General features: G+C 41.2%; 19 protein-coding genes and 1 tRNA gene. 1 reads left to right on the forward strand and 19 read right to left on the reverse strand.

Features of this window, described 5'->3' with window-relative positions; all coding sequences use genetic code 11:
* Positions 1 to 39: 39 nt before the first annotated feature.
* The 16 genes from glmU to trpS form a co-directional block, all read right to left on the reverse strand.
* A complete protein-coding gene (gene glmU / locus FC56_RS00180) occupies positions 40 to 1,416 on the reverse strand; it encodes a bifunctional UDP-N-acetylglucosamine diphosphorylase/glucosamine-1-phosphate N-acetyltransferase GlmU (RefSeq protein ID WP_056977152.1) in 1,377 nt (458 codons plus the stop codon).
* An 18-nt stretch (positions 1,417 to 1,434) separates the two neighbouring features.
* On the reverse strand, positions 1,435 to 2,253 hold the full coding sequence (gene purR / locus FC56_RS00185; protein ID WP_187116922.1) for a pur operon repressor: 819 nt from the start codon (positions 2,251 to 2,253) through the stop codon (positions 1,435 to 1,437).
* A gap of 156 nt (positions 2,254 to 2,409) precedes the next feature.
* Positions 2,410 to 3,216 (reverse strand): metal ABC transporter permease, encoded by an 807-nt coding sequence (locus FC56_RS00190; protein ID WP_056977154.1) that lies wholly within the window; start codon positions 3,214 to 3,216, stop codon positions 2,410 to 2,412.
* Positions 3,209 to 3,880, reverse strand: coding sequence for a metal ABC transporter ATP-binding protein (locus tag FC56_RS00195; RefSeq protein ID WP_056977156.1), 672 nt, complete (start codon positions 3,878 to 3,880; stop codon positions 3,209 to 3,211). The genes FC56_RS00190 and FC56_RS00195 overlap by 8 nt, the downstream gene beginning before the upstream one ends.
* A 158-nt stretch (positions 3,881 to 4,038) precedes the next feature.
* Positions 4,039 to 4,902 carry a 4-(cytidine 5'-diphospho)-2-C-methyl-D-erythritol kinase gene (gene ispE, locus FC56_RS00200; RefSeq protein ID WP_056977158.1) on the reverse strand — a complete coding sequence of 288 codons (864 nt, stop codon included), beginning with the start codon at positions 4,900 to 4,902 and terminating at the stop codon, positions 4,039 to 4,041.
* Between the two features lie 122 nt (positions 4,903 to 5,024).
* Positions 5,025 to 5,258: a Veg family protein gene (locus tag FC56_RS00205; protein ID WP_054671727.1), complete on the reverse strand. Its 234-nt coding sequence runs from the start codon at positions 5,256 to 5,258 to the stop codon at positions 5,025 to 5,027.
* 99 nt (positions 5,259 to 5,357) lie between these two features.
* A complete protein-coding gene (gene rsmA / locus FC56_RS00210; protein WP_056977160.1) occupies positions 5,358 to 6,251 on the reverse strand; it encodes a 16S rRNA (adenine(1518)-N(6)/adenine(1519)-N(6))-dimethyltransferase RsmA in 894 nt (297 codons plus the stop codon).
* Complete coding sequence (gene rnmV / locus FC56_RS00215; RefSeq protein ID WP_054671721.1) at positions 6,244 to 6,807, reverse strand: ribonuclease M5; 564 nt, start codon at positions 6,805 to 6,807, stop codon at positions 6,244 to 6,246. Before rnmV ends, rsmA begins: the two co-directional genes overlap by 8 nt.
* On the reverse strand, positions 6,807 to 7,580 hold the full coding sequence (locus FC56_RS00220; protein WP_056977162.1) for a TatD family hydrolase: 774 nt from the start codon (positions 7,578 to 7,580) through the stop codon (positions 6,807 to 6,809). The genes rnmV and FC56_RS00220 overlap by 1 nt, the downstream gene beginning before the upstream one ends.
* A 52-nt stretch (positions 7,581 to 7,632) precedes the next feature.
* Positions 7,633 to 9,660, reverse strand: a complete 2,028-nt coding sequence (gene metG / locus FC56_RS00225) for a methionine--tRNA ligase (protein WP_056977164.1) — start codon at positions 9,658 to 9,660, stop codon at positions 7,633 to 7,635.
* 89 nt (positions 9,661 to 9,749) lie between these two features.
* Positions 9,750 to 10,595 (reverse strand): DUF72 domain-containing protein, encoded by an 846-nt coding sequence (locus FC56_RS00230; RefSeq protein ID WP_056977171.1) that lies wholly within the window; start codon positions 10,593 to 10,595, stop codon positions 9,750 to 9,752.
* Between the two features lie 12 nt (positions 10,596 to 10,607).
* Entirely contained in the window at positions 10,608 to 11,315 is a 708-nt protein-coding gene (locus FC56_RS00235; RefSeq protein ID WP_056977174.1) for an NAD-dependent protein deacylase, read from the reverse strand.
* A 2-nt stretch (positions 11,316 to 11,317) separates the two neighbouring features.
* Positions 11,318 to 12,280, reverse strand: a complete 963-nt coding sequence (locus tag FC56_RS00240; RefSeq protein ID WP_056977176.1) for a hypothetical protein — start codon at positions 12,278 to 12,280, stop codon at positions 11,318 to 11,320.
* 1 nt (position 12,281) lies between these two features.
* Positions 12,282 to 13,541 (reverse strand): hydroxymethylglutaryl-CoA reductase, degradative, encoded by a 1,260-nt coding sequence (locus FC56_RS00245; RefSeq protein ID WP_318635505.1) that lies wholly within the window; start codon positions 13,539 to 13,541, stop codon positions 12,282 to 12,284.
* A 60-nt stretch (positions 13,542 to 13,601) separates the two neighbouring features.
* Positions 13,602 to 14,531 (reverse strand): Ppx/GppA family phosphatase, encoded by a 930-nt coding sequence (locus FC56_RS00250; protein ID WP_056977208.1) that lies wholly within the window; start codon positions 14,529 to 14,531, stop codon positions 13,602 to 13,604.
* 23 nt (positions 14,532 to 14,554) lie between these two features.
* On the reverse strand, positions 14,555 to 15,571 hold the full coding sequence (gene trpS, locus FC56_RS00255) for a tryptophan--tRNA ligase (RefSeq protein WP_056977178.1): 1,017 nt from the start codon (positions 15,569 to 15,571) through the stop codon (positions 14,555 to 14,557).
* Positions 15,572 to 15,896: 325 nt separating this feature from the next.
* Between trpS and helD the strand changes: the two genes are divergently transcribed.
* Positions 15,897 to 18,194 carry an RNA polymerase recycling motor HelD gene (gene helD / locus FC56_RS00260; protein ID WP_056977181.1) on the forward strand — a complete coding sequence of 766 codons (2,298 nt, stop codon included), beginning with the start codon at positions 15,897 to 15,899 and terminating at the stop codon, positions 18,192 to 18,194.
* A 43-nt stretch (positions 18,195 to 18,237) separates the two neighbouring features.
* Here the strand turns inward: helD and FC56_RS00265 are convergent.
* From FC56_RS00265 to FC56_RS00275, 3 genes are all read right to left on the reverse strand, one after another.
* Positions 18,238 to 18,310 (reverse strand) — tRNA-Thr (locus FC56_RS00265).
* A gap of 61 nt (positions 18,311 to 18,371) precedes the next feature.
* Complete coding sequence (locus FC56_RS00270) at positions 18,372 to 19,358, reverse strand: GMP reductase (protein WP_056977183.1); 987 nt, start codon at positions 19,356 to 19,358, stop codon at positions 18,372 to 18,374.
* Positions 19,358 to 20,644: an adenylosuccinate synthase gene (locus FC56_RS00275; RefSeq protein WP_056977186.1), complete on the reverse strand. Its 1,287-nt coding sequence runs from the start codon at positions 20,642 to 20,644 to the stop codon at positions 19,358 to 19,360. Before FC56_RS00275 ends, FC56_RS00270 begins: the two co-directional genes overlap by 1 nt.
* Between the last annotated feature and the right edge of the window lie 205 nt (positions 20,645 to 20,849).

Here is a 20,849-nt window from a genome sequence, read left to right on the forward strand (position 1 = left end):
ATTGTCTGTAGAATTCTATTATTACTCTTATTATACCAATTAGTCGGCGTCATAAGGAAGCTTTTTGTAGTAACCCGCCTTATTTGTTTGCCGAGCTCGGGCAATCGCCATGTCGTATTGGTTGATATCATCAGTAATCGTGGAGCCAGCCGCAATAAAGGAATGATCTGCCACGTTTAATGGAGCTACCAAATTAGAGTTACTGCCGATGAAGGAATCATCGCCAACAGTAGTTTCGTGTTTCTTAGAACCATCGTAGTTAACAAAGACCACTCCACAGCCAACGTTAATGTTTTTACCTAGTTTGGCGTTACCTACGTAAGTCAAATGCCCCACTTTAGTACCGGCACCGATTTCGGATTTCTTCACTTCTACAAAGTTCCCTAAATGAACGTTTTCGCCGATTAATGATTGAGGACGTAAATGACTATCTGGACCAATGTTAGAACCATCCATCATTTCAGAATCTTCAATCATGGATGAAGTAACGGTTACCCCATTGTGAATAGTGGAATTCCGAATTTCTGAGTTAGCGCCAATAAAACAATCTTCTCCAATAACGGTATTGCCTTTAAGTTGAACTCCTGGTTCCACAATGGTATCAGCTCCAATTTGAACATCCACATCGATGTAAGTATCATCTGGATTGACCATTGAAACTCCATTTTTCATGTGAGCAGTATTAATTCGAGCTTGCATAATTTTTGTAGCTTTGGAAAGGGCTACGCGATCATTAACACCCATAGATTCATAAAAATCAGCCATTTGGTAGGCGGCCACGATATCGCCTTGATCCTTCAAAATTTCGATTACGTCAGTAAGGTAATATTCACCCTGAGCATTATCGTTAGTAATTTGGTGTAAAGCCTTGAAGAGAGCTTGGTTGTCAAACACATAAACCCCAGTGTTGATTTCGTTAATGGTGGCTTCATCAGCAGTAGCATCCTTTTGTTCAACAATTTTGGTAACTATTCCAAGTTCATTACGAATAATTCGTCCATAACCAGTTGGATCTGGAGCTTTAGAAGTTAAAATAGTAGCTTTGGCTTGTTTATCTTCATGGTACTTAAAGAGGTTTTCAAACGTTTGAGCAGTAAACAAAGGCGTATCACCACTAACTACCATGGTAGTGCCGTCTAGGTCTGCTAATAGGTCTTCAGCCTGCAATACAGCGTGACCAGTACCCAGTTGTTCTTTTTGCACAACGTATTTAGTTCGATCGCCCAATTCTTCTTCTACTGATTCAGCGCCGTAACCTACGATGGTTACCACATTGTCCATATTAGTTTTTTCCACTTGGGTTAAAACGTGATCGACCATTGATTTACCACAAAGTCTGTGTAGCACTTTGTATAATTTTGATTTCATCCGGGTACCCTTACCCGCTGCTAAAATAATCGTATTTCTAGTTGCCATTAGTGATGAGCTCCTTATTTACTGATAAATTTGTTCAAAATAATTGCCCGGTACCGCTGTGACGGTATCATCATTAGCATCTACGCGCAGTAGTGAAGTATATTCGCCAATTTTACGGTTAGGATGATCTGAACTTTCAGCTACTACCCCGATCCCAACTAAATTAGCATCAAACTCCTGCACCATAGAGATCATTCCAGAAATCGTCCCACCGCCACGCATATAGTCGTCAACAATCAAAACATTGGCGCCAGGTTTCAAGCTGCGTTTAGACAGAGACATTTTTTCAATTCTAGTTGAAGAACCCGATACATAATTTACGTTAACGGTAGAGCCTTCAGTAATTTCAGTATCGTGACGCACGATTACAAACGGTACGTTTAATAAACTAGCCACACTTTGGGCAATAGGCACCCCTTTAGTAGCAATTGTCATTACTGCGTCCACTCGTTGATTCAAGTATTGGGTTGCAAAGATACGACCGATTTGGCGCAAAACCGCTGGGTCACCAAGCAAATCAGACATATAAACATAGCCCCCCGGTAAATAACGGTCGGCCGTGGCCATTTGGGTAGCCAAGTCTGCAATCACCACGTTCGCTTCTTCCTTGAGCATATAAGGTAAAAAGCGAGTTCCTCCTGCAGCCCCCGGAATCGTTTCTAATAATCCAGTCCCCCGGTCTTGAAACGTTCGCTTAAGAATAGTTAAGTCTTCACTAATAGAAGACTTAGCAGAATCATACCGGTCTGCAAAAAAAGTTAGTGGAACAAGGGTATGAGGCCGCTCTAACAAGTAGCGGGTCATGTCAATTAATCTGTCACTTCTTCTGGCTTTCACGTTGTTCACCTCAGGTTTCATGTAATATCCTTTCAAATTTTAACATAAATGTTCGGGTTTTAGTACGGTTAATCAAATTTAGTCAAGGGCTTTACCAAATTTTTCCGAAAGCCAATCAAAAAAGAACTCATCCATCACTGGCGAGTTCTTAAAAAGTTATTCTGTTATTTGACTTTGATAATGATTAACTAGCAATGCAATTCCATAGATGGCAGCCTCAATTACCGCAATGAAAAAGGTTACGGGCCAGTTAGTTAGGTATCCTAGGTATAATCCTAGCCAAACTCCTAAAAGAGCACAGCCTACTGCCGTTAACATCATACCGGAAACCGAATGAGCAAAGTAGCGTGCACTAGCTGCAGGTAAAGTGAGCAAAATAAAGATTAACAGTGAACCCACAATTTGGGCCGCCACGCTCACGCTAAGGGCTAATAAGACTAAAAATACCACCCCTAAGATGTTTACTGCTACTCCGTTAGCTCGCGCTCCAGTAGGATCAAAGGAGGCATCCTTTAGATTGCGATAAACTAGCAAGACCACTAACAAAATAGCCAGTGACAGAATTGACATTTGCCAAACATCGGCGCGACTAATTCCCACCACACTACCAAATAAAATATTAGTAGCGTAACTAGAGCTTTGATCTGATAAAGCTAAAAACAAAATCCCTAACCCAATAAATAAGCCAGAAATTGCACTAATTACAGATTCTCGCCGAGACTCGTTCGTCCCACTAAGTCGCCCCACCAAGATTGAACTGACGATCGTAAATAATAACATTCCATTTAGAGGGCTCCAGCCGGCAAACATTCCAAAGGAAGCTCCTGCAAACCCAATCTCTGACAGGGTGTGAGTCATAAAAGCCATCTTTCTAGCAATCACAAATACCCCCATCACCCCGCTAACAATTGCAATCAATGTGCCAGCAGTGTAAGCATTACGCATAAATTCAAAACTAAACATCGGCTTCTCCCCTCAATTTCATTTCTAATTCTGCAATTGGTCCTTGAGAGTAGCCGTCTGAGCGTAACCACAAGTATTTATTAGGATATTCGTTTACCAGTTCCATATCATGGGAAATAAAAATAATGGTTAATCCTAGTCGCTGATTTAAATCCTTAACTACTCGTAGCAACTCTTGCTTAGTAGTCGGATCTAAGCTAGCCGTCGACTCATCCAAAATCAATAAATTAGGCTCAGCAACTAGTGCTTGAGCTAAATAGGCTTTTTGCTTTTCTCCACCGGAAGCACGTCCCAATGGTCGATTAGCAATTGGAGTCAATTCTAGCTGTTTAATTACCGTTTGTACCCGTTGCCGTTCTTTTTTGGATAGCCAAGGTAATTTCCAACCGGTAAAGTTCAAACTAACAAAATCAGCTATCGTTAGCGGATATTCAGAATCCAAATTACGAAATTGCGGCACATAACCAATTTTTAATTGGGGATTGGTTTCAATTGTCCCGGCCGTTGGTTTTAATTGGCCTAAAATCGTTTTAATTAATGTGGTTTTACCAACACCATTTACCCCTATTACCGCCAAGAAATCTCCTTGATCAACTTGAAAGCTTAGATGGTCAAAAACCGTGGTGCTGCCAAAATTAATTGCCAAATCATTGACACTTAGCATTTTTTCCCTCAAGACGTACCTCACTTTATGTAAAGAGTAACAATTACTATTTTAGTTTAGCGGATTTCAGCTTGATGTCAAACGTTTTTTCGTTCCTAGTTCAAAATAAAAGCACTCAGGTTTAGATCTGAGTGCTTTTATTTATGTTTATTAAATTTTTAAGCGCCCTCACCAACCGGAGCCACTAAATAAACTTCCCGACAAAAGCCGGAAATACTATTATATACCCGTTTAGCCCGGGAAAGCTGCCGACAAATACCAAAAACAGTGGGCCCAGAGCCGCTCATTTGGGCTCCGTCAGCGCCGGCTTTTAACATTCGTTCTTTTAAGATATTAACTTCCGGATGATTTTTTGCCGCTACCGCTTCTAAAGCGTTCCCCATATTAGCCACCATTTGCTCATAATTACCAGTTTGAATAGCAGCAATTAACGCATCAATGTTGGGATGGGATAATTCATCATGCTTGACCGAACGCAATAATTTTAAGGTTGAAATACTAACTCCCGGTTTGGCAATTACCAACCAACAAGCCGGTAACGGCTGTAGGGGCGTGATTTGATCACCTTTGCCAGTCACTAACGCTGGTTTACCATATACACAGTAAGGAACGTCAGAATCTATCTTAAGGCCTAATTCTTCCAATTGACGATCCGAAAAATTAGTCTGATACATATCGTTTAACGTTCGTAACACTGCAGCGGCATCTGAAGAACCACCGCCTAAACCGGCCGAAACCGGAATGCGTTTTTGAATATGGATCGTAATGCCATCATCAATTTGAGCAGCATGCTTGAAGACACGAGCTGCCTGATACGCTAAATTACGATTGCCTTCTGGTAGAAAACCTTTATCGGAGAAAACTTGGATGTGTGAATTAGCACTGGTAGTTTCAATTTGTAAGTCATCAGCCAAATCGACCGAAATCATAACCATTTTCCACTCTAAAACGCCCCTAGCGTATGCATGAGGAGTATCTAGGCCCAAATTAATTTTGGCCGGGGCCCTTACGATTCGTTTCATTACCATTCCCTCCACTTCAGAAGACTTGATTACTAAAATTATACTAGATAAATCTTCAAAAGTCAGTTTCAACCGTTCTCAGGGCAAAATAAAAAGGCCTAAAGGCCCTACATTCTAGTGTATTATTCAAAATCGACCGCAATATTTTGCGTTAAGATGTCGGTGTAGCTGTAAGAAACTCGTTCAAACTTGGCACTTTCCCCATCAAGTTCTACCACAAATACGGCGGGATACGTTTCACGTAAAATACCGTGGCGTTCCGTAACTTTGCGTCTGCCGGCCTGGGCAGTTACCAAAATCGGTTGTCCGATATGGTCGTCTAACTTGTTTTTGATTACTGATAAGCTAATTGGCATATCCCTCACCTCACATTAGCCCATTATATCACTTTTAGCAACAAAAAGCAAAATTTTATCATAACTCGATTTTAAATGCAACTAAAATTTTTTGAAAATTTAATTTAATAATCCTAGTTCATGGAATTTATTAGTGAGTAAAACAAATTGTTTCACGGCTAATTCTTCTGGTCTTCCACTAGGATCGATGTCCAAATCAGTTAATGCAGTGGTAATTTGATCCTTCACTTTGGGCTTTTTACCAAAAACTCCCTGCAAATTATTCCACAAACTCTTCCGCCGATGCATGAAACATCCACGCACAAAGCCAATGAATTTCTTTTGATCATAAGGTTGTTCTCGCTCTTCTGGCTTAGCTGGGACTAAGCTCACAATTGCTGAATCTACCTTAGGAGCCGGAATAAATGCTGAACTGGGTACGGTAAAGGCGATTTCCGGCGTGGTCAATTGTTGGACGATAACTGATAAGGAACCATACGCTTTGTGGCGCGGTGTAGCAGTTAGTCGTTCAGCAACTTCTTTTTGCATCATAACTACGATTTGATCAAATTTAACCGGGTTTTGAATTAAATCTAACACGATAGGAGTAGTGATGTAGTATGGCAAGTTCGCTACTACTTTCACCTTTTCTCCCTTGCCAAAGTATTCAATGACCGTATCAGGTAGGTTAGCTTTTAAAATATCTTGGTTTAAAACGGTTACGTTACCATAAGGGGCCAAGGTATCTTCTAGCACTGGAATCAATTGACTATCGATTTCAAAGGCTAAGACGGATTTAGCGTGTTGGGCTAATAATTCGGTCAGGCCTCCGATCCCAGGGCCAATCTCGATGACGTTATCATCAGGTCCTAACTGAGCTGCTTCCACGATGTTATTTAAGACGTTTAAGTCCGTCAAAAAGTTTTGGCCAAGACTCTTCTTAGCTGATAAATGGTACTGATTTAAAATTGCTTGGGTCCGGACGGGACTTGCAATTGGGGGCATATTATTCATTACGTTCCTCTTCAATAATTTCTTTGACTGTAGTTTCAAAAACTTCCGGGGTAATGCCAAACATTCGCAATCTGTGTTGAAGTTGCTTACCGTTTACGTACCCAATTCCCAGCCGTTCGCCTAATAATTGACGCCGATGTTTCGACTTGGGAGAACCCATCAAGCCAGCGGTAATTAATTCCGCCTGACTGATAAGTTCTGGACTATCTTCATCTTCGGTGTAAACCTGCGATAAAGCTTCAATAATCGCTTGGGAACTAGCATGTTCCACTCCTAGCGAACCTTTATGGTCAGGCACCGCTTGGTCCTTACGTAGGAAAGCATGTTTGGCATTAGGAACAGCCGCCGCAACGGTTTTACGAATTTTCTCTCCCGAAAAGTCAGGGTCGGTAAAAATAATAATTCCCCGTTGCTGGGCTAATTGTTCAATTAATTCTAAAGTTTCATCCGGAATGGCTGACCCGCGAGTTTCAATGGTATCAGCATCCACGGCCATTTGAATTCGTTTGGTATCGTCTTTGCCTTCCACGACGATTACTTCTTTAATTCGTTTCATTAGTCCTCGATTCTAAATAATTCTAAAGTATTTTGGTAGGTAGCACTAGCAATTTCATCCGGATCAACGTCGCGAATTCTGGCAATTGCTTCCACAGTATATAAGGTATACGCTGGCTCATTTTGCTTTCCCCTAAACGGTTCTGGGGCCAAATAAGGAGCATCCGTTTCTACTAACATCCGCTCTAATGGTGTTTTTCGGACGGCATCATGGACTTCATGGGTTTTCTTAAAGCTAGCCACCCCACTATAAGAAACGTGCATGCCTAAATCTAAGAACTTAGCTAACCACTCTGGATCGCCGTTAAAACTATGCAAAATACCGCCTACAGCTTCCACATGTTCTTCCTTTAAAATGCGGTACGTATCTTCAAAGGCATCACGATTATGCACTGAAATTGGTAATTTTAACTGCTTAGCAATTTGAATTTGTTCGCGAAAAACGCGTTCTTGGACTTTTTTGGGGGCAGTAGTTTGGTAAAAATCCATTCCAATTTCACCCACTGCTACTGCCTTAGGATCAGCCAGTTGTTCGATTAAGACGTCTGCCGCCTGTTGATCAAAGTTTAGGGAGTCCTCTGGATGCCAACCCAAAATGGAGTACATATCAGCATACTGATGAGCTAGTTCCAAGCTCTTCGCATTTAATTCCGTATTAGAACCCACGTTAGCAATTTTAACCACCCCTAGTTTACGGGCGTGTTCTTGATACTGCTCAGCTTCGGGGAACAACTGGGAATCGTTTAAATGAGTATGAGAATCAAAAATTTTCATTTATTGCTCCTTAGTCAAAAAAGCCGGGACTAGGTCACCAGCTTTTTCGGTTTTATTCTAATGTTGCGCCGTTTTCCATGTTTTGTGGGACGGTAACTAGTTCAACGGTGCCATCATCGTGTTCTACTGACAGCAACATCCCTTGACTGAGTTGGCCTCTCATCTTGCGTGGTTTTAAGTTGCTAACGGCAATTACCTTTTTCCCAACTAACTTTTCGTAGTCTGGATACCATTTAGCAATTCCGGAAAGAATTTGGCGATCGCCATCGTCACCAGCATCCAATCGGAATTGAAGTAACTTGTCCGCTCCTTCGACCGGCTTAACTGCCTTGATTTCGGCCACTTTAAGTTCAATTTTTTCAAAAGTCTCAAAGCGGGTTTCTTTTTTATCAGAAACTAAGGTAGTAGTTGCAGGATCAAAGTCATCAGCTGCAGCAGCCTTCATTGCAGCCCGACCTTTAGCTTTGCTAGACTTAGTCATTTGCCCAGCTACAAACGCAATTTCTTCTTCCGCATCTAAGCGAGGGAAGATTGGGGTTCCCTTAGCCACCACGTGTGCGTTGGCAGGTAAGTCAGCGTAGCTTAAGTTAGCTAAATCAATGGTTTCGTTTAAGCCCAATTGTTCAAAAATAGCAACTGGAGCCTTAGTCATTACCGGACTGATTAATTCTGCGATTACCCGTAAGCTAGCTGCTAAATGAGCCATTACTGAAGCTAATTGGTCAGCTTGAGCAGGATCTTTAGCTAATTTCCAAGGTTCCGTTTGGTCAATATACTTGTTGCTAAGGCCAATAAACTTCCAAACGGCAGCCAAAGCATCAGCAAAGTGAAGGTTATCCATTAGTTCTTGGAACTCACTAATAGCAGCCTGTGCAGCAGCTTCCAGATCAGCATCAAAATCAGTTACGCCACTAACTAAAGCAGGAATCACACCGTCTTCATACTTGTTAATCATAGAAACAGTTCGGTTCAACAAGTTCCCTAAATCATTAGCCAGGTCGTAGTTAATTCGGTTAACAAAATCTTCTGGTGAGAAGACCCCATCATTGCCGTAAGGTACGGAACGAGTTAGATAGTACCGCAAGGCGTCTAAGCCGTAACGATCAATTAGAGTTTCTGGATAGATTACATTGCCTTTAGACTTGGACATCTTGCCATCTTTCATTACTAACCAGCCATGACCAAAGACTTCCTTAGGTAGTTCTAATCCTAATGCGTGTAAAATAATTGGCCAATAAATAGTGTGGAAACGAACAATTTCTTTGCCGACTAATTGAACGTTAGCTGGCCAAAATTTCTTAAAGAGTCCGTCATCATCACTGTCATAACCTAAGGCAGTAATGTAGTTAGTCAACGCATCAATCCACACATAAACCACGTGCTTAGGATCTGACTTCACTGGAACTCCCCAGCTAAACGTAGTCCGAGAAACAGCCAAGTCTTCTAAGCCGGGTTCAATAAAGTTTTTGATCATTTCGTTCATCCGAGAAGCTGGTTGAATGAAAGTGGGATGTTCATGATAGTATTGCAACAACCAATCTGCATACTTGCTCATTTTGAAGAAGTAGGATTGTTCTTGAACTAACTGAACTTCGTGACCACTAGGAGCCTTACCGCCGGTTACATTGCCGGCTTCATCCCGGTAAACTTCAGCCAATTGACTTTCAGTGAAGTATTCTTCATCCGAAACAGAATACCAACCACTGTATTCACCAAGGTAGATGTCACCTTGATCTAATAATTGTTGGAAGATCTTTTCTACAGCTTGTTCATGTTGGGCGTCAGTGGTCCGGATAAACTTATCGTTAGTAATATCCAGAGTTTTCCATAGCTTTTTAATAGAATCTGCCATGTCATCCACGTATTGTTGAGGAGAAACGCCTAAAGTTTCAGCCTTTTCTTCGATTTTTTGACCGTGTTCATCAGTTCCAGTTAAGAAGAACACGTCATATCCCATTGAGCGTTTAAACCGGGCTAAAGCGTCAGCAATGATAGTAGTATAGGAGTTTCCGATGTGTAATCTTCCTGATGGGTAATAAATAGGGGTAGTAATATAAAATGGTTTTTTGGCTGTGTCCATAAAGCGACCTCTCTTCGTTATGATTTTCATCTCGTAAATTAATAATTAGTGTTTAGTATAGCAAATATTTGCTTACTTGGATGTCGATTTTAAAACAAATCCAGTTGAGTGGGCGATAAGTTATCAAAATGCAAATTAAGTATCTTTTGCAAGGTGAGTGCATTGCCAGCAGCGGCATGACCAGCATTATTATTAAAGATAACTACAACCTGCTTAGAATGCTCAGCTAAGTTTTGAATAGCTTGAGCTAACTGACCTAATTCTTCAGTCGAATAATCGTACAGGGTACGCACGCTTCTAGCTTCCTTACCCGTTTTGGCCCAGCCGGCTAAATTACGACCGTGAAGGCGCACCATTGTTAGTTCTGGGTTGGTTAATTCTAATAGAGGTACTCCTAAATTAGCCGTATGGGGTTCATCTACCACCACTAGAGACATCCCTAGTTCGTTAACCAATTGCACCACATCAACACCGATTCCATTAGCATACCAACTAGGATCTCGTAATTCTACTAAAATCGGTACTTCTGGCAACCAATGACGGATTCGCTGAAGGTAATTAAAAGACTCCACCCGCCTTCTAAATGAAGGGGGAAATTGAAATAAGACCCCGGTGAGTTGGCCAGCTGCTACTAGAGGCGCAATCATTTTGCGGTAATCCTTAAACATTTGTTGCCGTTCACCACCAGTCGCTGGTTCCCCCACTACTTGATCATGAAGAGTCATCAACCGGTTAGCTTTCAAAATAAATTGAAACTCTGCCGGAACCTGTTGTTGCCAACCTTTCACGGTTTCAACGGTGGGCAATGCATAAAAAGGAGTATCCAATTCCACAATTGGAAAATGACCACTATATTCAGTTAACCGAACTTTTCGGCTAGCACCATCAATTAATGCCGGATGATCAGAAAAAGTTGTTAACCCGATCGTAATCACTGTTACCCCTCCTTAAACTCGTAATTCATTAAACACTTCGACAGCATCGGATACCATCATTTGAACATTACTGCCCAAGTTCAATGGTTCTGCGTTAATCGCAACAACCGGAGCAGAACGTTGAAAATCTAGTAGACCAGCAAACGGATAAACCCGCATTGAAGTCCCCACGATGACAACTAAATCAGCTGCCTGCATAGCTGCCACGCTATCAGCAACCACCTGTTCATCAAGCCCTTCACCATATAACACCACGTTAGGTCGTAATTCTCCACCACAAGTTTCATGAAAACGAGAATTCAAATACTGATCAAATGAAACTGATTGCCCGCATTTTTGGCAATAAACTTCAGTCAAATTACCATGGAATTCCAATAAATTCTCAGTTTGAGCCTGGCAGTACAGTCCATCAATATTTTGAGTAATCACAGTGGCTTTACCTTGCCTAGTTAATTCAGCTTGGCGTTCGTGAATGACATTGGGCTTAGCGTCAGGATAATACAAGTTGGTTTTTAAATACTCATAAAACACTTCTGGTTCATTCACCAAACATTCGTGACTGAGATAATACTCAGCTGGCTTATCCTGTTGGCTATTGGTGTAAAGCCCATTTTTGGAACGATAATCCGGAATCCCGGAAGCGGTAGAGACCCCCGCCCCAGTCAAGAAAACAATTTTTTGCGCTTGATCAATTAACTGTTGTAATTCCGTAATTTCCATAATTACTCCCGCACAATATATGGCATAGCCAATTCATCAAAGAGTTCCTTAACAGTCTTGTTGTAAGTTGCCTTAAAGAATTCTGGATCATCTTGGTCATTAGGCGTAGTCATCACAAAAGAATTTTGTTGATCGACTTTGTTAAAGCCCACATACCCCTGTTTACCAGAGTTAACTTCTTTCATATCTGAATGGTAAAGTTCAAACATTTGGTTCACGTTTAACCCTAATTGACGTTCTGACAACACACTAGTTAAGGTAGCAACTTCAGTACTGTGTAATGGTGCTAACTTCCAAGCTGCTAGTTGTTCGTCAAACGCTTTGAACAGTTTAACGACGTTTCTTCTCAACCCAAATGGTGAGTCCGTTGGTTTAGCGGTAATAGTTTGATATAACTTTTCGGCAGCTGCATAAGCAGTAGGAAAATCGTTCCGTAATTGCTCAGCCACTAATTCAAATCGATCGCCATAAAAGACCATGGCGTCTAATAACGTAATTAATTGCAGAGTCTTTTGACTAGGAGTGTCTTTTTCCGGCTTAATAGTAGCGTAAATTCCCTTCATATACATGGCTTCAATTTCTTCGTTGATTAACCCATGCTTACGCTGTTCACTTACCACCACTATGTGACTAACAATGTCGTATAGTTCAGTAATTACGGCTTGAAGTTGTTCATCTAACTCCTGGTTGCCAGAAGTAAGGGAGAAAAAGAGTTGCGGAAAGCCCCGTAAGATCATCATTACATGTAATAATTCATGAGAAGCAGTATAGTTAGGAGCACTTAAATCCGCAATTTGAATATCAATATTTCTGTCAGCTTGAACGGCTTGAGCTTGATCATGCCGCACGTATCCCGATTGAAGTTGGCCAATAAAAGTGACCTTAATTTCACCAGGGAAATAGTTGTTAACTGCGTTAATGAGTCCTTGAACTTCTGAATTTAATTCGATGTTATTTTCTGGCATGTTACTCTCCTTTAGTTTGTCGTATTTTTTCAATCGTTGCTTTGACTAATTGGGAATTGATCGGTTGTTGATGAGCTAATTGGGCTATAACCATCGGCACTTCTGTCGGAGTTGCCCCGTTAGCCATCGCCATTGATTTTAATTGGAGTTTCATATGACCAGCCTGAATTCCTTCGCTCACTAATGCTAACAAAGCCGCCAAATTCTGGGCTAACCCTACAGCCGCAATGACGCTCATTGCCTCTTGAGTAGTCTGAAAATTACTTAACTGTCGATTTACAGACACTAGCTTTAAAACCTTGGTAGCTCCACCGACTAGACCCATCGGTAACGGTAACGTCATTTTACCAATTAATTGATCGTCAACCACTTGCCATTGGCTTAATCCTCGGTATTGTCCATCTCGGCTGGCAAAGGCTTGAACAGCGGCTTCTACAGCCCGCCAGTCATTACCGGTAGCAATTACCGCCGCATCCACGCCATTCATGATACCTTTATTGTGGGTGACCGCACGTTTAGGATCAATTTGGGCAATGTGACTAGCTATCTGGATCCGTTGGGCAATTTCAGCACCGCTGATTTGGGCTTTAGCGAGTTGAGCCACTGGTACTTGGGCACTTACCGTCACTAACTGGTGACTACCTTCATTAGTTAAAATGCTCATGATAATTATAAAATCATGCTGGCGCAGATAGTCGGCAACAGCCTCTGACATGGTATTGACTACGTTAGCGCCCATAGCTTCGCCAACTCCTACCTGTAAATCAACTGAGCAATAATCCGCATCTAATTGCCGAACCGTAACGGCTTTAGCACCGCCACCATAATTTTGCATGGTGGGATGACTAGCATTAGCCACTTGTAAAATAGTTCGTTGATTAGCTACCACAAATTGGGCTAACTGCTCAGCATCTTTACTAGCCACAATTACTTGCCCTTCTACTAATCGTTCAGTTATTTGAGCAGTGATTCCAGCCGTCATCATTAGTTTAGCACCATGACTAGCGGCTGCAATTACTGACGGTTCTTCTGTCACCATGGGGACCACATAATCATGATCGTTTACCCGAATCTGAGGTAAAACACCTTCTGACAAGCGGTAATCAGTTAAATAATTTTCAATCAATGAATCACTTACCTGTGTTGCATTTTGTTTAATCGTAGTGATCTGGTTAGGAGTCAATTGTCGTTGTTGGGCCAATGCTGTTAATCGGTCAGTATAACTTAATCGGTAAAAATGTTTGATTTGATTTGCCATCATAAAAGCCTCCGCTAATGCAAAAGCAAGGCCGCCTAAGATCTCCTCCTAGCCAGCCCCACGTTATTTACTATAGTGTTCGTTTAAATACTCGGTAATAATTCCTTCGCGGACACCACTTTCGGAAAAGTACATTTTGTGCGAGTCAACCATTTCCATCAAAGTTACTAATGGCAATAATCCGCCCACAATAATATCTGCCCGATCAGCTTCCAGGCCAGGAATGGACTGTCGTCGCTTTAAGTTTCCCCGGAGTAAGTTTAAAAAGGTCCGGTTCACTTGTTCCGCCGATAAATGATAACCGTGAATAGCATCTATTCTGGTCATGTGCTGCCGACGGCGATTAATGCGCGCCAACGTGCGACTAGCTCCTCCCAATAATACTAATGGTTGGCGATGAGCAGTATGAAGCCACTTGACACGACCAAATAGCTTGCGTAATCCAAACTGAGCGTTAAATAAGTTAGCCCCGCTAATGGAATCATTGAGGTGGTAACGTTCAGATAGTGTAACAGCACCGACTGGAACGCTGGTTAGATGAACATCTCGACCATTTTCCACCTGTACAATTTCAACACTGGCGCCCCCAATATCTAAGATGAGGCAGTTTTTAATTCCCAACCGGTTCATTACGCCCAGATAATCGTAATAAGCCTCTTGGTGCCCAGTTAACACTTTTACGTTAATATGAATTCGTTTTTTGACTGCCGCTAAGAAATCAGCTTGATTTTTAGCCTGCCGCACAGCCGCTGTAGCAATTCCAATCACGGTAGTATGGTCATACTGAGTATAAATTTTTTGAAAATCAGCAAGGGAATCAATGGTGCGATCCATTGCCTTTTTTTGCAATATCTTTTGCGGACCCATTCCTTCGGATAAGCGACTATCACTTTTGACCCGCTTAATTTCTCGATAGGAACCGTCTGCTTGAATCTGGTTAATTGCCATTCGAACGGAATTAGAACCAATATCCAAGATTACTAGGTTTTCCATCCCAGCCACCCTTTCTGACTCCGTTAGTCAAAATAATTGATTCCAATTGCATCCCGGACTTCTTTTAAAGTTTGGTTAGCAACTACATTAGCTTTGTCGCTACCCTGCTTCAAAATGTCGTATACTCCAGCAATATCTTGGGCGTATTCATTTCTTCTGGTTCGAATTGGATCTAATTTAGCTTGTAAAACGTCGTTTAAGTAACGCTTAATCTTCACGTCTCCAAGGCCACCATGGCGGTATTGTTCCTTTAATTCAGCAACATGGTCTTTGTCATCATCAAAAATATCTAAGTAAGTAAAGACAGTGTTACCCTCTACTTGTCCAGGATCTTCCACGTGAATGTGGTTAGGATCAGTATACATAGACATTACTTTTTTACTTAAAGTATCAGCATCATCGGATAGGTAAATAGCGTTACCTAAGGACTTACTCATCTTGGCATTACCATCTAAGCCAGGAATCCGGCCTTGGCCTTTAGGTGGGAAGTAGCCTTCTGGTTCTACTAGAACTTGTTGATCGTAAACTGAATTAAAAGTCCGCACAATCTCTCTAGTTTGTTCCAGCATCGGTTCTTGATCATCCCCTACAGGGACAGTAGTAGCCTTAAAAGCAGTAATATCTGCTGCTTGACTAATTGGATACATTACAAATCCAGCGGGGACACTTTGGCCAAAATTCTTTTGCCGAATTTCATTTTTCACAGTTGGGTTACGTTCCAACCGGCTCATAGAAACTAAGTTAGAATAGTGTTGAGTTAATTCACTCAACGCAGGAATTTGAGATTGCACTAAAATAGTAGACTTCTTAGGATCAATTCCCACCGCTAAATAGTCTAAAGTAACCTGAATAAGACTGTTTCTAATCTTTTCTGGATCCCGAGCATTATCGGTCAACGCCTGCATATCAGCAATCATAATGTAGGTATCATATCCACCTGAATTTTGTAGTTCCACTCGGTTTTTTAATGAGCCAACGTAGTGTCCAACATGTAACTTGCCAGTTGGACGATCTCCTGTTAAAATAACTTTCTTTGCCATTTTATTCATCCTTTCAAAAAACGCCCTATTGAAAAAACCAATAGGACGTCTTAACGTGGTACCACCTAAATTGCAGCTAATGCCGCCACTCACAACAATAAGGCGTTACCCTTTTATTTAATAACCATTTCGCAACACCAAAATGCTTGCAGCCTAGGCATTTTTCTCTGAATATTTGGTTGCTACTTTTCAATAATATAATCACATATAATTTTACTTATTAATGGTAAAAAAGTCAAAGGTTGATAACATTGACAGGCCTAAAAAATGCAACTAAAATGGTCAAAGCAATTTCGAACGTCATCAAGAAAATGGAGGGTCCTCTTTGAAAAACAGTGAAGAACAACAGGAACAAAAAAGAGTCGATCAAGTCGTCAGTAAGTTAGGTACCCAGATTGCCAAAACAGCAGCTGAATACGATCGTGCACGCACCGAAACTAAAAATGTGCAACAAAACTACTCCACCAACACCTCGGTTAACTATTTTGAAGTCGATGATCGAATTGAAACCAGTGCCGAACTTCAACAACAACGGGGATTAGTTTCACGGTTAACCGAAAACGAATCCATTTTAAAGCGTCAATTAAAAACCTACCAACAACTCCAAAAATCACCTTATTTTGGCAGAATTGACATTGTAGATCCCGGTGAAACCCAACCGGAATCCCTCTATATTGGTACTGCCTCCTTTGTTGATGAAAACGGAGAATTTTTAGTATATGATTGGCGGGCACCGATCTCTAGTATCTACTACAATGGGACTTTAGGTGACGTAACGTACGAAACACCAATGGGTAACCAAACTACCGATCTGGTCAAAAAACGGCAATTTCAAATTAATGATGGTCAAATCATTAACATGTTTGACACTAATGAAACGGTTGGTGACGAGATGTTGCAAACCGTTTTAGGCCAGCAAAATGACGAACAAATGCAAAATATCGTGGCCACTATTCAGCGTGAACAAAATGATATCATCCGTGATACCACTAGTGATTTGCTGGTAGTTCAAGGAGTGGCAGGTTCTGGGAAGACTTCTGCCATTTTGCAACGCATTGCTTTCTTGCTTTATCATAGTCGCGATACTTTAGAAGCTGACCAAATCATTTTATTTTCTCCGAATAAGTTATTTAGTCATTATATTTCTGACGTATTACCTAGCTTGGGAGAACGAAATATGCGTCAGGTGACCTTGGCTGAATTTTTCGACAACCGCTTAAAGGGCCTCCATGTTCAAACCCTCTTCGATAGATACGAAAGTAGCGAACAACTTTCTGCTGCCGAAGTGGCTATTGACGAGGTGAAAGAAAGTGGTGCCTACATGGATACCTTAACTGCCTACTGCGATCAACTAACTGCGGAAGAATTACGGTTCACCCACATCCTATTTAACGGTGAGATCTTCTTTAATAAGGCAGAAATCCAAGAAATTTTTGCCCAATGGCCTACCGCCAAAAAGGTCGCTGACCGGATCCTAGCTACTAAAAACGAACTGATTAAGCGGCTTAAGCGCAGGATCAATCAAGAACTGGATGCCGATTGGGTTAACGAAGAAATCGACGAATTAAGTGACGAACACTACCACGAACTTCTAGGTAATAAACGGCTAGGTGATTTCCAAGACGAAGTTACCGAACGTAAGTACATTGCGACTAAAATTGTTTCTGCCCGTTTACGTCAGGTTTATGATGCTATTTTCAATAATAATTTCTTAGATCCCTACCTACAATACGGCGATTATCTAAAACAATGTCCATTATTGAAGCAATTTAGTTCCCAAGCATATGAACAATTCAATGCTGATATCGAATTACATCAGATTAAGTTAGCGGATAGTGCTCCACTGTTATATCTACGAGATTACATCTGTGGTAGCGCTCAAAATCAGACCATGAAGTACCTATTTATTGATGAAATGCAGGACTACTCCATTGCTCAATTGAAATATTTACGGTATGCCTTTCCCAAAACCAAATGGACATTACTAGGTGACAGTGAGCAGGCGCTCTTTAAAAACGTAGAAGCTCCGGAAGCTTTATTAACTAAGTTACAAACCGCTTTTGGCACTAACAAAGCCCGACTAATTAGCTTAATGCGTTCGTATCGCTCTACCTATCCGATTATGACGTTTGCTAAATCATTACTGCCTAATGGCGATGATATTGAGGCTTTCAATCGACCTGGAGAACTCCCTAAAATCATTATCGATCCTACTGCCGAAGTTGCGATAAACTCCCTCAAAAAAGAAATCACTAATTATTTAAAGGAAGTTAAAACGGTTGCAGTATTAACGAAAAACATGACAGAAGCTCAGCAAATCAACGCTGCTTTAGCCCGTGAATTTAATAGCACCCTCCTGCAAGACGCCGATCGCACCTTACCAACTGGCGTGGTAGTTTTGCCAATCTATCTAGCTAAGGGGTTAGAATTTGATGCGGTAGTGGCCTGGAACGTTTCTCAGGATAATTACTCTGATCAATCTCTTTTAGGGACCCTTTATACCATCATTACTAGGGCAATGCACGCCATCTCCTTAATCTCAGTAGGAGAATTAAGTTCATTGATTGCTAATCCCCACTTAGCATTAGATCAAGTTAGAATTCAAAGAGAATTACAAAAATAATCCAACCAAAAAGAACGACCATTAATGGTCGTTCTTTTTTATAAGCCGTTTCCGGGATTTGAACCCGGGACCTCTGCCTTACCATGGCAACGCTCTACCTTCTGAGCTAAAACGGCAATTTATCTCCCTTTATTATACAAAAAAACGAACCGAAAAGGACCCGGTTCGTTAATCTTTTTAATAATTATCGCCGTTTGTAATCGAGTTTTTGACAATTACATAATCTACTGTCTTAAGACCATTAAGATCTCTGCCCCCAGCATATGAAATGGAAGATTGTAAATCTTCTTGAATTTCAGTATAGGTATCTAAAATAGAACCACGGTATGGCACTAACATTTGCTTACCTTCCACATTTCGATAAGCACCCTTTTGTTTTTCGGAAGCAGATCCCCAATATTGCTTATAAGGTTTGCCGTCAATCATGATTTCGTTACCTGGAGATTCTTGGTGTCCCGCTAACATTGAACCAATCATGACCATCGTAGCTCCAAACCGAATCGACTTAGCAATATCACCATTATAGCGAATTCCACCGTCAGCAATTAATGGTTTGCTAGCAGCTTTGGCACATAATCTCAAAGCAGCTAATTGCCAACCACCAGTCCCAAAGCCAGTTTTAAGTTTAGTAATACAAGCTTTCCCAGGACCGATTCCCACTTTAACTGCATCTGCGCCTGCATTTTCCAAGTCCCGCACTCCAGCAGGCGTCCCCACGTTTCCAGCAATTACAAATGCTTCTGGCAACCTTTCCTTAATGAACTGAATCATTTCAATTACGGCATCACAGTGGCCGTGAGCCACATCGATAGTAATGTAGTCTGGTGTTAACTGGCGTTCTTGTAGCGCTAAAATTAAATCTCGTTCTTCTTCTTTGATCCCCACACTAATTGAAGTGAATAGACCTTCAGCTTTCATTTGTTCCACAAAGCCCAGGCGCCGTTCTGGATTAAACCGGTGCATGATGTAGAAGTATTGCTTGCTAGCTAATAAGCGAGCTAAGTCTTCATCGATGACGGTTTCCATATTAGCAGGCACCACTGGAATTTTAAACGTCATCGGTCCTAAGGTCACACTGGTTTCAGCGTCTTTACGGCTCTTCAAAATCCCCTTGTTAGGTATTAGTTGCACATCTTCATAATCAAATACTGGTGTATTATTCATTAATTACTCTCCCAAATTGGATCTAATACGTTAGTTTGTTCTCGATCTGGTCCTACTGAAAAAGTGGCAATTGGTACCCCAATAATTTCACTCAATCGGTTAAGATAGTTTCTCGCATTAACAGGCAATTCAGCTAATTCATGAACTCCGGTAATATCTTCATCCCAGCCCGGCATTTCTTCATAAATTGGTTCACACTGTTCAATTTCTTTGATGCTAGCTGGATAACGGTGAATCACTTCACCATTAAGTCGATAAGCCACACAAATTTTTACAGTTTCGATATGGGACAAAACGTCCAAGCAGTTCACGGACAAGTGCGTAAATCCGGCTACTCGTTTAGCATGTTGTAAGACAACTGCATCAAACCAACCGATTCGACGCGGCCGCTTAGTAACTACTCCGTATTCGTGGGCGGTTTCTCTAATGTAATCGCCGGTCTCATTCAACAATTCAGTTGGGAATGGACCTTCACCAACTTTAGAAGTATAGGCTTTACATACCCCCACTACATTATCAATCAACGGAGCACCGATTCCGATCCCGGTAGTGACCCCGCCAGCAGGGTTAGAAGAGGTCACGAACGGATAAGTCCCGTGATCAAGGTCTAACATAGTGCCTTGAGCGCCTTCAAACAAGACTTTTTCACCGTTATCCACAGCTTCATTGACTAATTCTGACGTATCCACAATGTAGTCCTTTAATTGTTGCCCTAGTTCTAGGTACCGATTTAACAATGGTTCTAATTCAATTTTTGGTTTATTGTACATTGCCGCAAAGAGTTTATTTTTAATTTTGAGATTTTCTTGCAACTTGTTAGTTAAAATTTCTTCGTCTAACAAATCAACCATCCGAATACCAATTCGTTCGGCTTTGTCCATATAAGCCGGACCGATCCCCTTCTTAGTGGTACCGATTTTGTTGGTTTTGAGTTCTTCTTCATATTCGTCTTGTAGGCGGTGATATGGAAAGATTACGTTGGCACGGTTAGAAATCCGTAAATTACTGGTATCAATACCGTTATCATTCAGGTATTTAATTTCCTTAACTAAAGCTTCAGGATTTACTACCACTCCATTGCCAATTACACACAGCTTATCATCTGCAAAAATACCAGACGGCATTAATTGTAATGCAAAGCGTTTGCCATTAAAAACAATGCTATGACCAGCGTTATCGCCACCTTGATAACGAGCGATTACGTCCGCTTTTTGTCCTAGAAAATCAGTAATTTTACCTTTACCCTCGTCGCCCCATTGAGCTCCGACCACAACGATTGTTGCCATAAATAAAGCACCTCATATCCGAATTATTTTCTGTCATAACTACCGCCTTAGAATAGCAGATGCCAGATTAGTTAGTCAAGGGTTAATCCGAAATATTATAAACTCAAATCATTTAATAATTCGTGTTTAAGGAGATAATTAAATTAAATTTCTTTTTTAAATTCAAAATGCCTTTAAAATCCGAACTAGCTTTGTTATACTAAAA

The organism is Lentilactobacillus senioris DSM 24302 = JCM 17472 (assembly GCF_001436555.1).
Classification (GTDB): domain Bacteria; phylum Bacillota; class Bacilli; order Lactobacillales; family Lactobacillaceae; genus Lentilactobacillus; species Lentilactobacillus senioris.

Bases quoted from the DNA above. Each gene is read 5' to 3' on its own strand.
- FC56_RS00195 (WP_056977156.1), bottom strand. From the start codon at position 3,880: ATGCTAAGTGTCAATGATTTGGCAATTAATTTTGGCAGCACCACGGTT.
- FC56_RS00245 (WP_318635505.1), bottom strand. From the start codon at position 13,541: ATGATGGCAAATCAAATCAAACATTTTTACCGATTAAGTTATACTGAC.
- FC56_RS00220 (WP_056977162.1), bottom strand. From the start codon at position 7,580: ATGAAAATTTTTGATTCTCATACTCATTTAAACGATTCCCAGTTGTTC.
- FC56_RS00205 (WP_054671727.1), bottom strand. From the start codon at position 5,258: ATGCCAATTAGCTTATCAGTAATCAAAAACAAGTTAGACGACCATATC.
- FC56_RS00275 (WP_056977186.1), bottom strand. From the start codon at position 20,644: ATGGCAACAATCGTTGTGGTCGGAGCTCAATGGGGCGACGAGGGTAAA.
- rnmV (WP_054671721.1), bottom strand. From the start codon at position 6,807: ATGAAACGAATTAAAGAAGTAATCGTCGTGGAAGGCAAAGACGATACC.
- rsmA (WP_056977160.1), bottom strand. From the start codon at position 6,251: ATGAATAATATGCCCCCAATTGCAAGTCCCGTCCGGACCCAAGCAATT.
- ispE (WP_056977158.1), bottom strand. From the start codon at position 4,902: ATGAAACGAATCGTAAGGGCCCCGGCCAAAATTAATTTGGGCCTAGAT.
- FC56_RS00250 (WP_056977208.1), bottom strand. From the start codon at position 14,531: ATGGAAAACCTAGTAATCTTGGATATTGGTTCTAATTCCGTTCGAATG.
- FC56_RS00190 (WP_056977154.1), bottom strand. From the start codon at position 3,216: ATGTTTAGTTTTGAATTTATGCGTAATGCTTACACTGCTGGCACATTG.
- FC56_RS00235 (WP_056977174.1), bottom strand. From the start codon at position 11,315: ATGGAAATTACGGAATTACAACAGTTAATTGATCAAGCGCAAAAAATT.
- glmU (WP_056977152.1), bottom strand. From the start codon at position 1,416: ATGGCAACTAGAAATACGATTATTTTAGCAGCGGGTAAGGGTACCCGG.
- trpS (WP_056977178.1), bottom strand. From the start codon at position 15,571: ATGGCAAAGAAAGTTATTTTAACAGGAGATCGTCCAACTGGCAAGTTA.
- metG (WP_056977164.1), bottom strand. From the start codon at position 9,660: ATGGACACAGCCAAAAAACCATTTTATATTACTACCCCTATTTATTAC.
- FC56_RS00270 (WP_056977183.1), bottom strand. From the start codon at position 19,358: ATGAATAATACACCAGTATTTGATTATGAAGATGTGCAACTAATACCT.
- FC56_RS00240 (WP_056977176.1), bottom strand. From the start codon at position 12,280: ATGCCAGAAAATAACATCGAATTAAATTCAGAAGTTCAAGGACTCATT.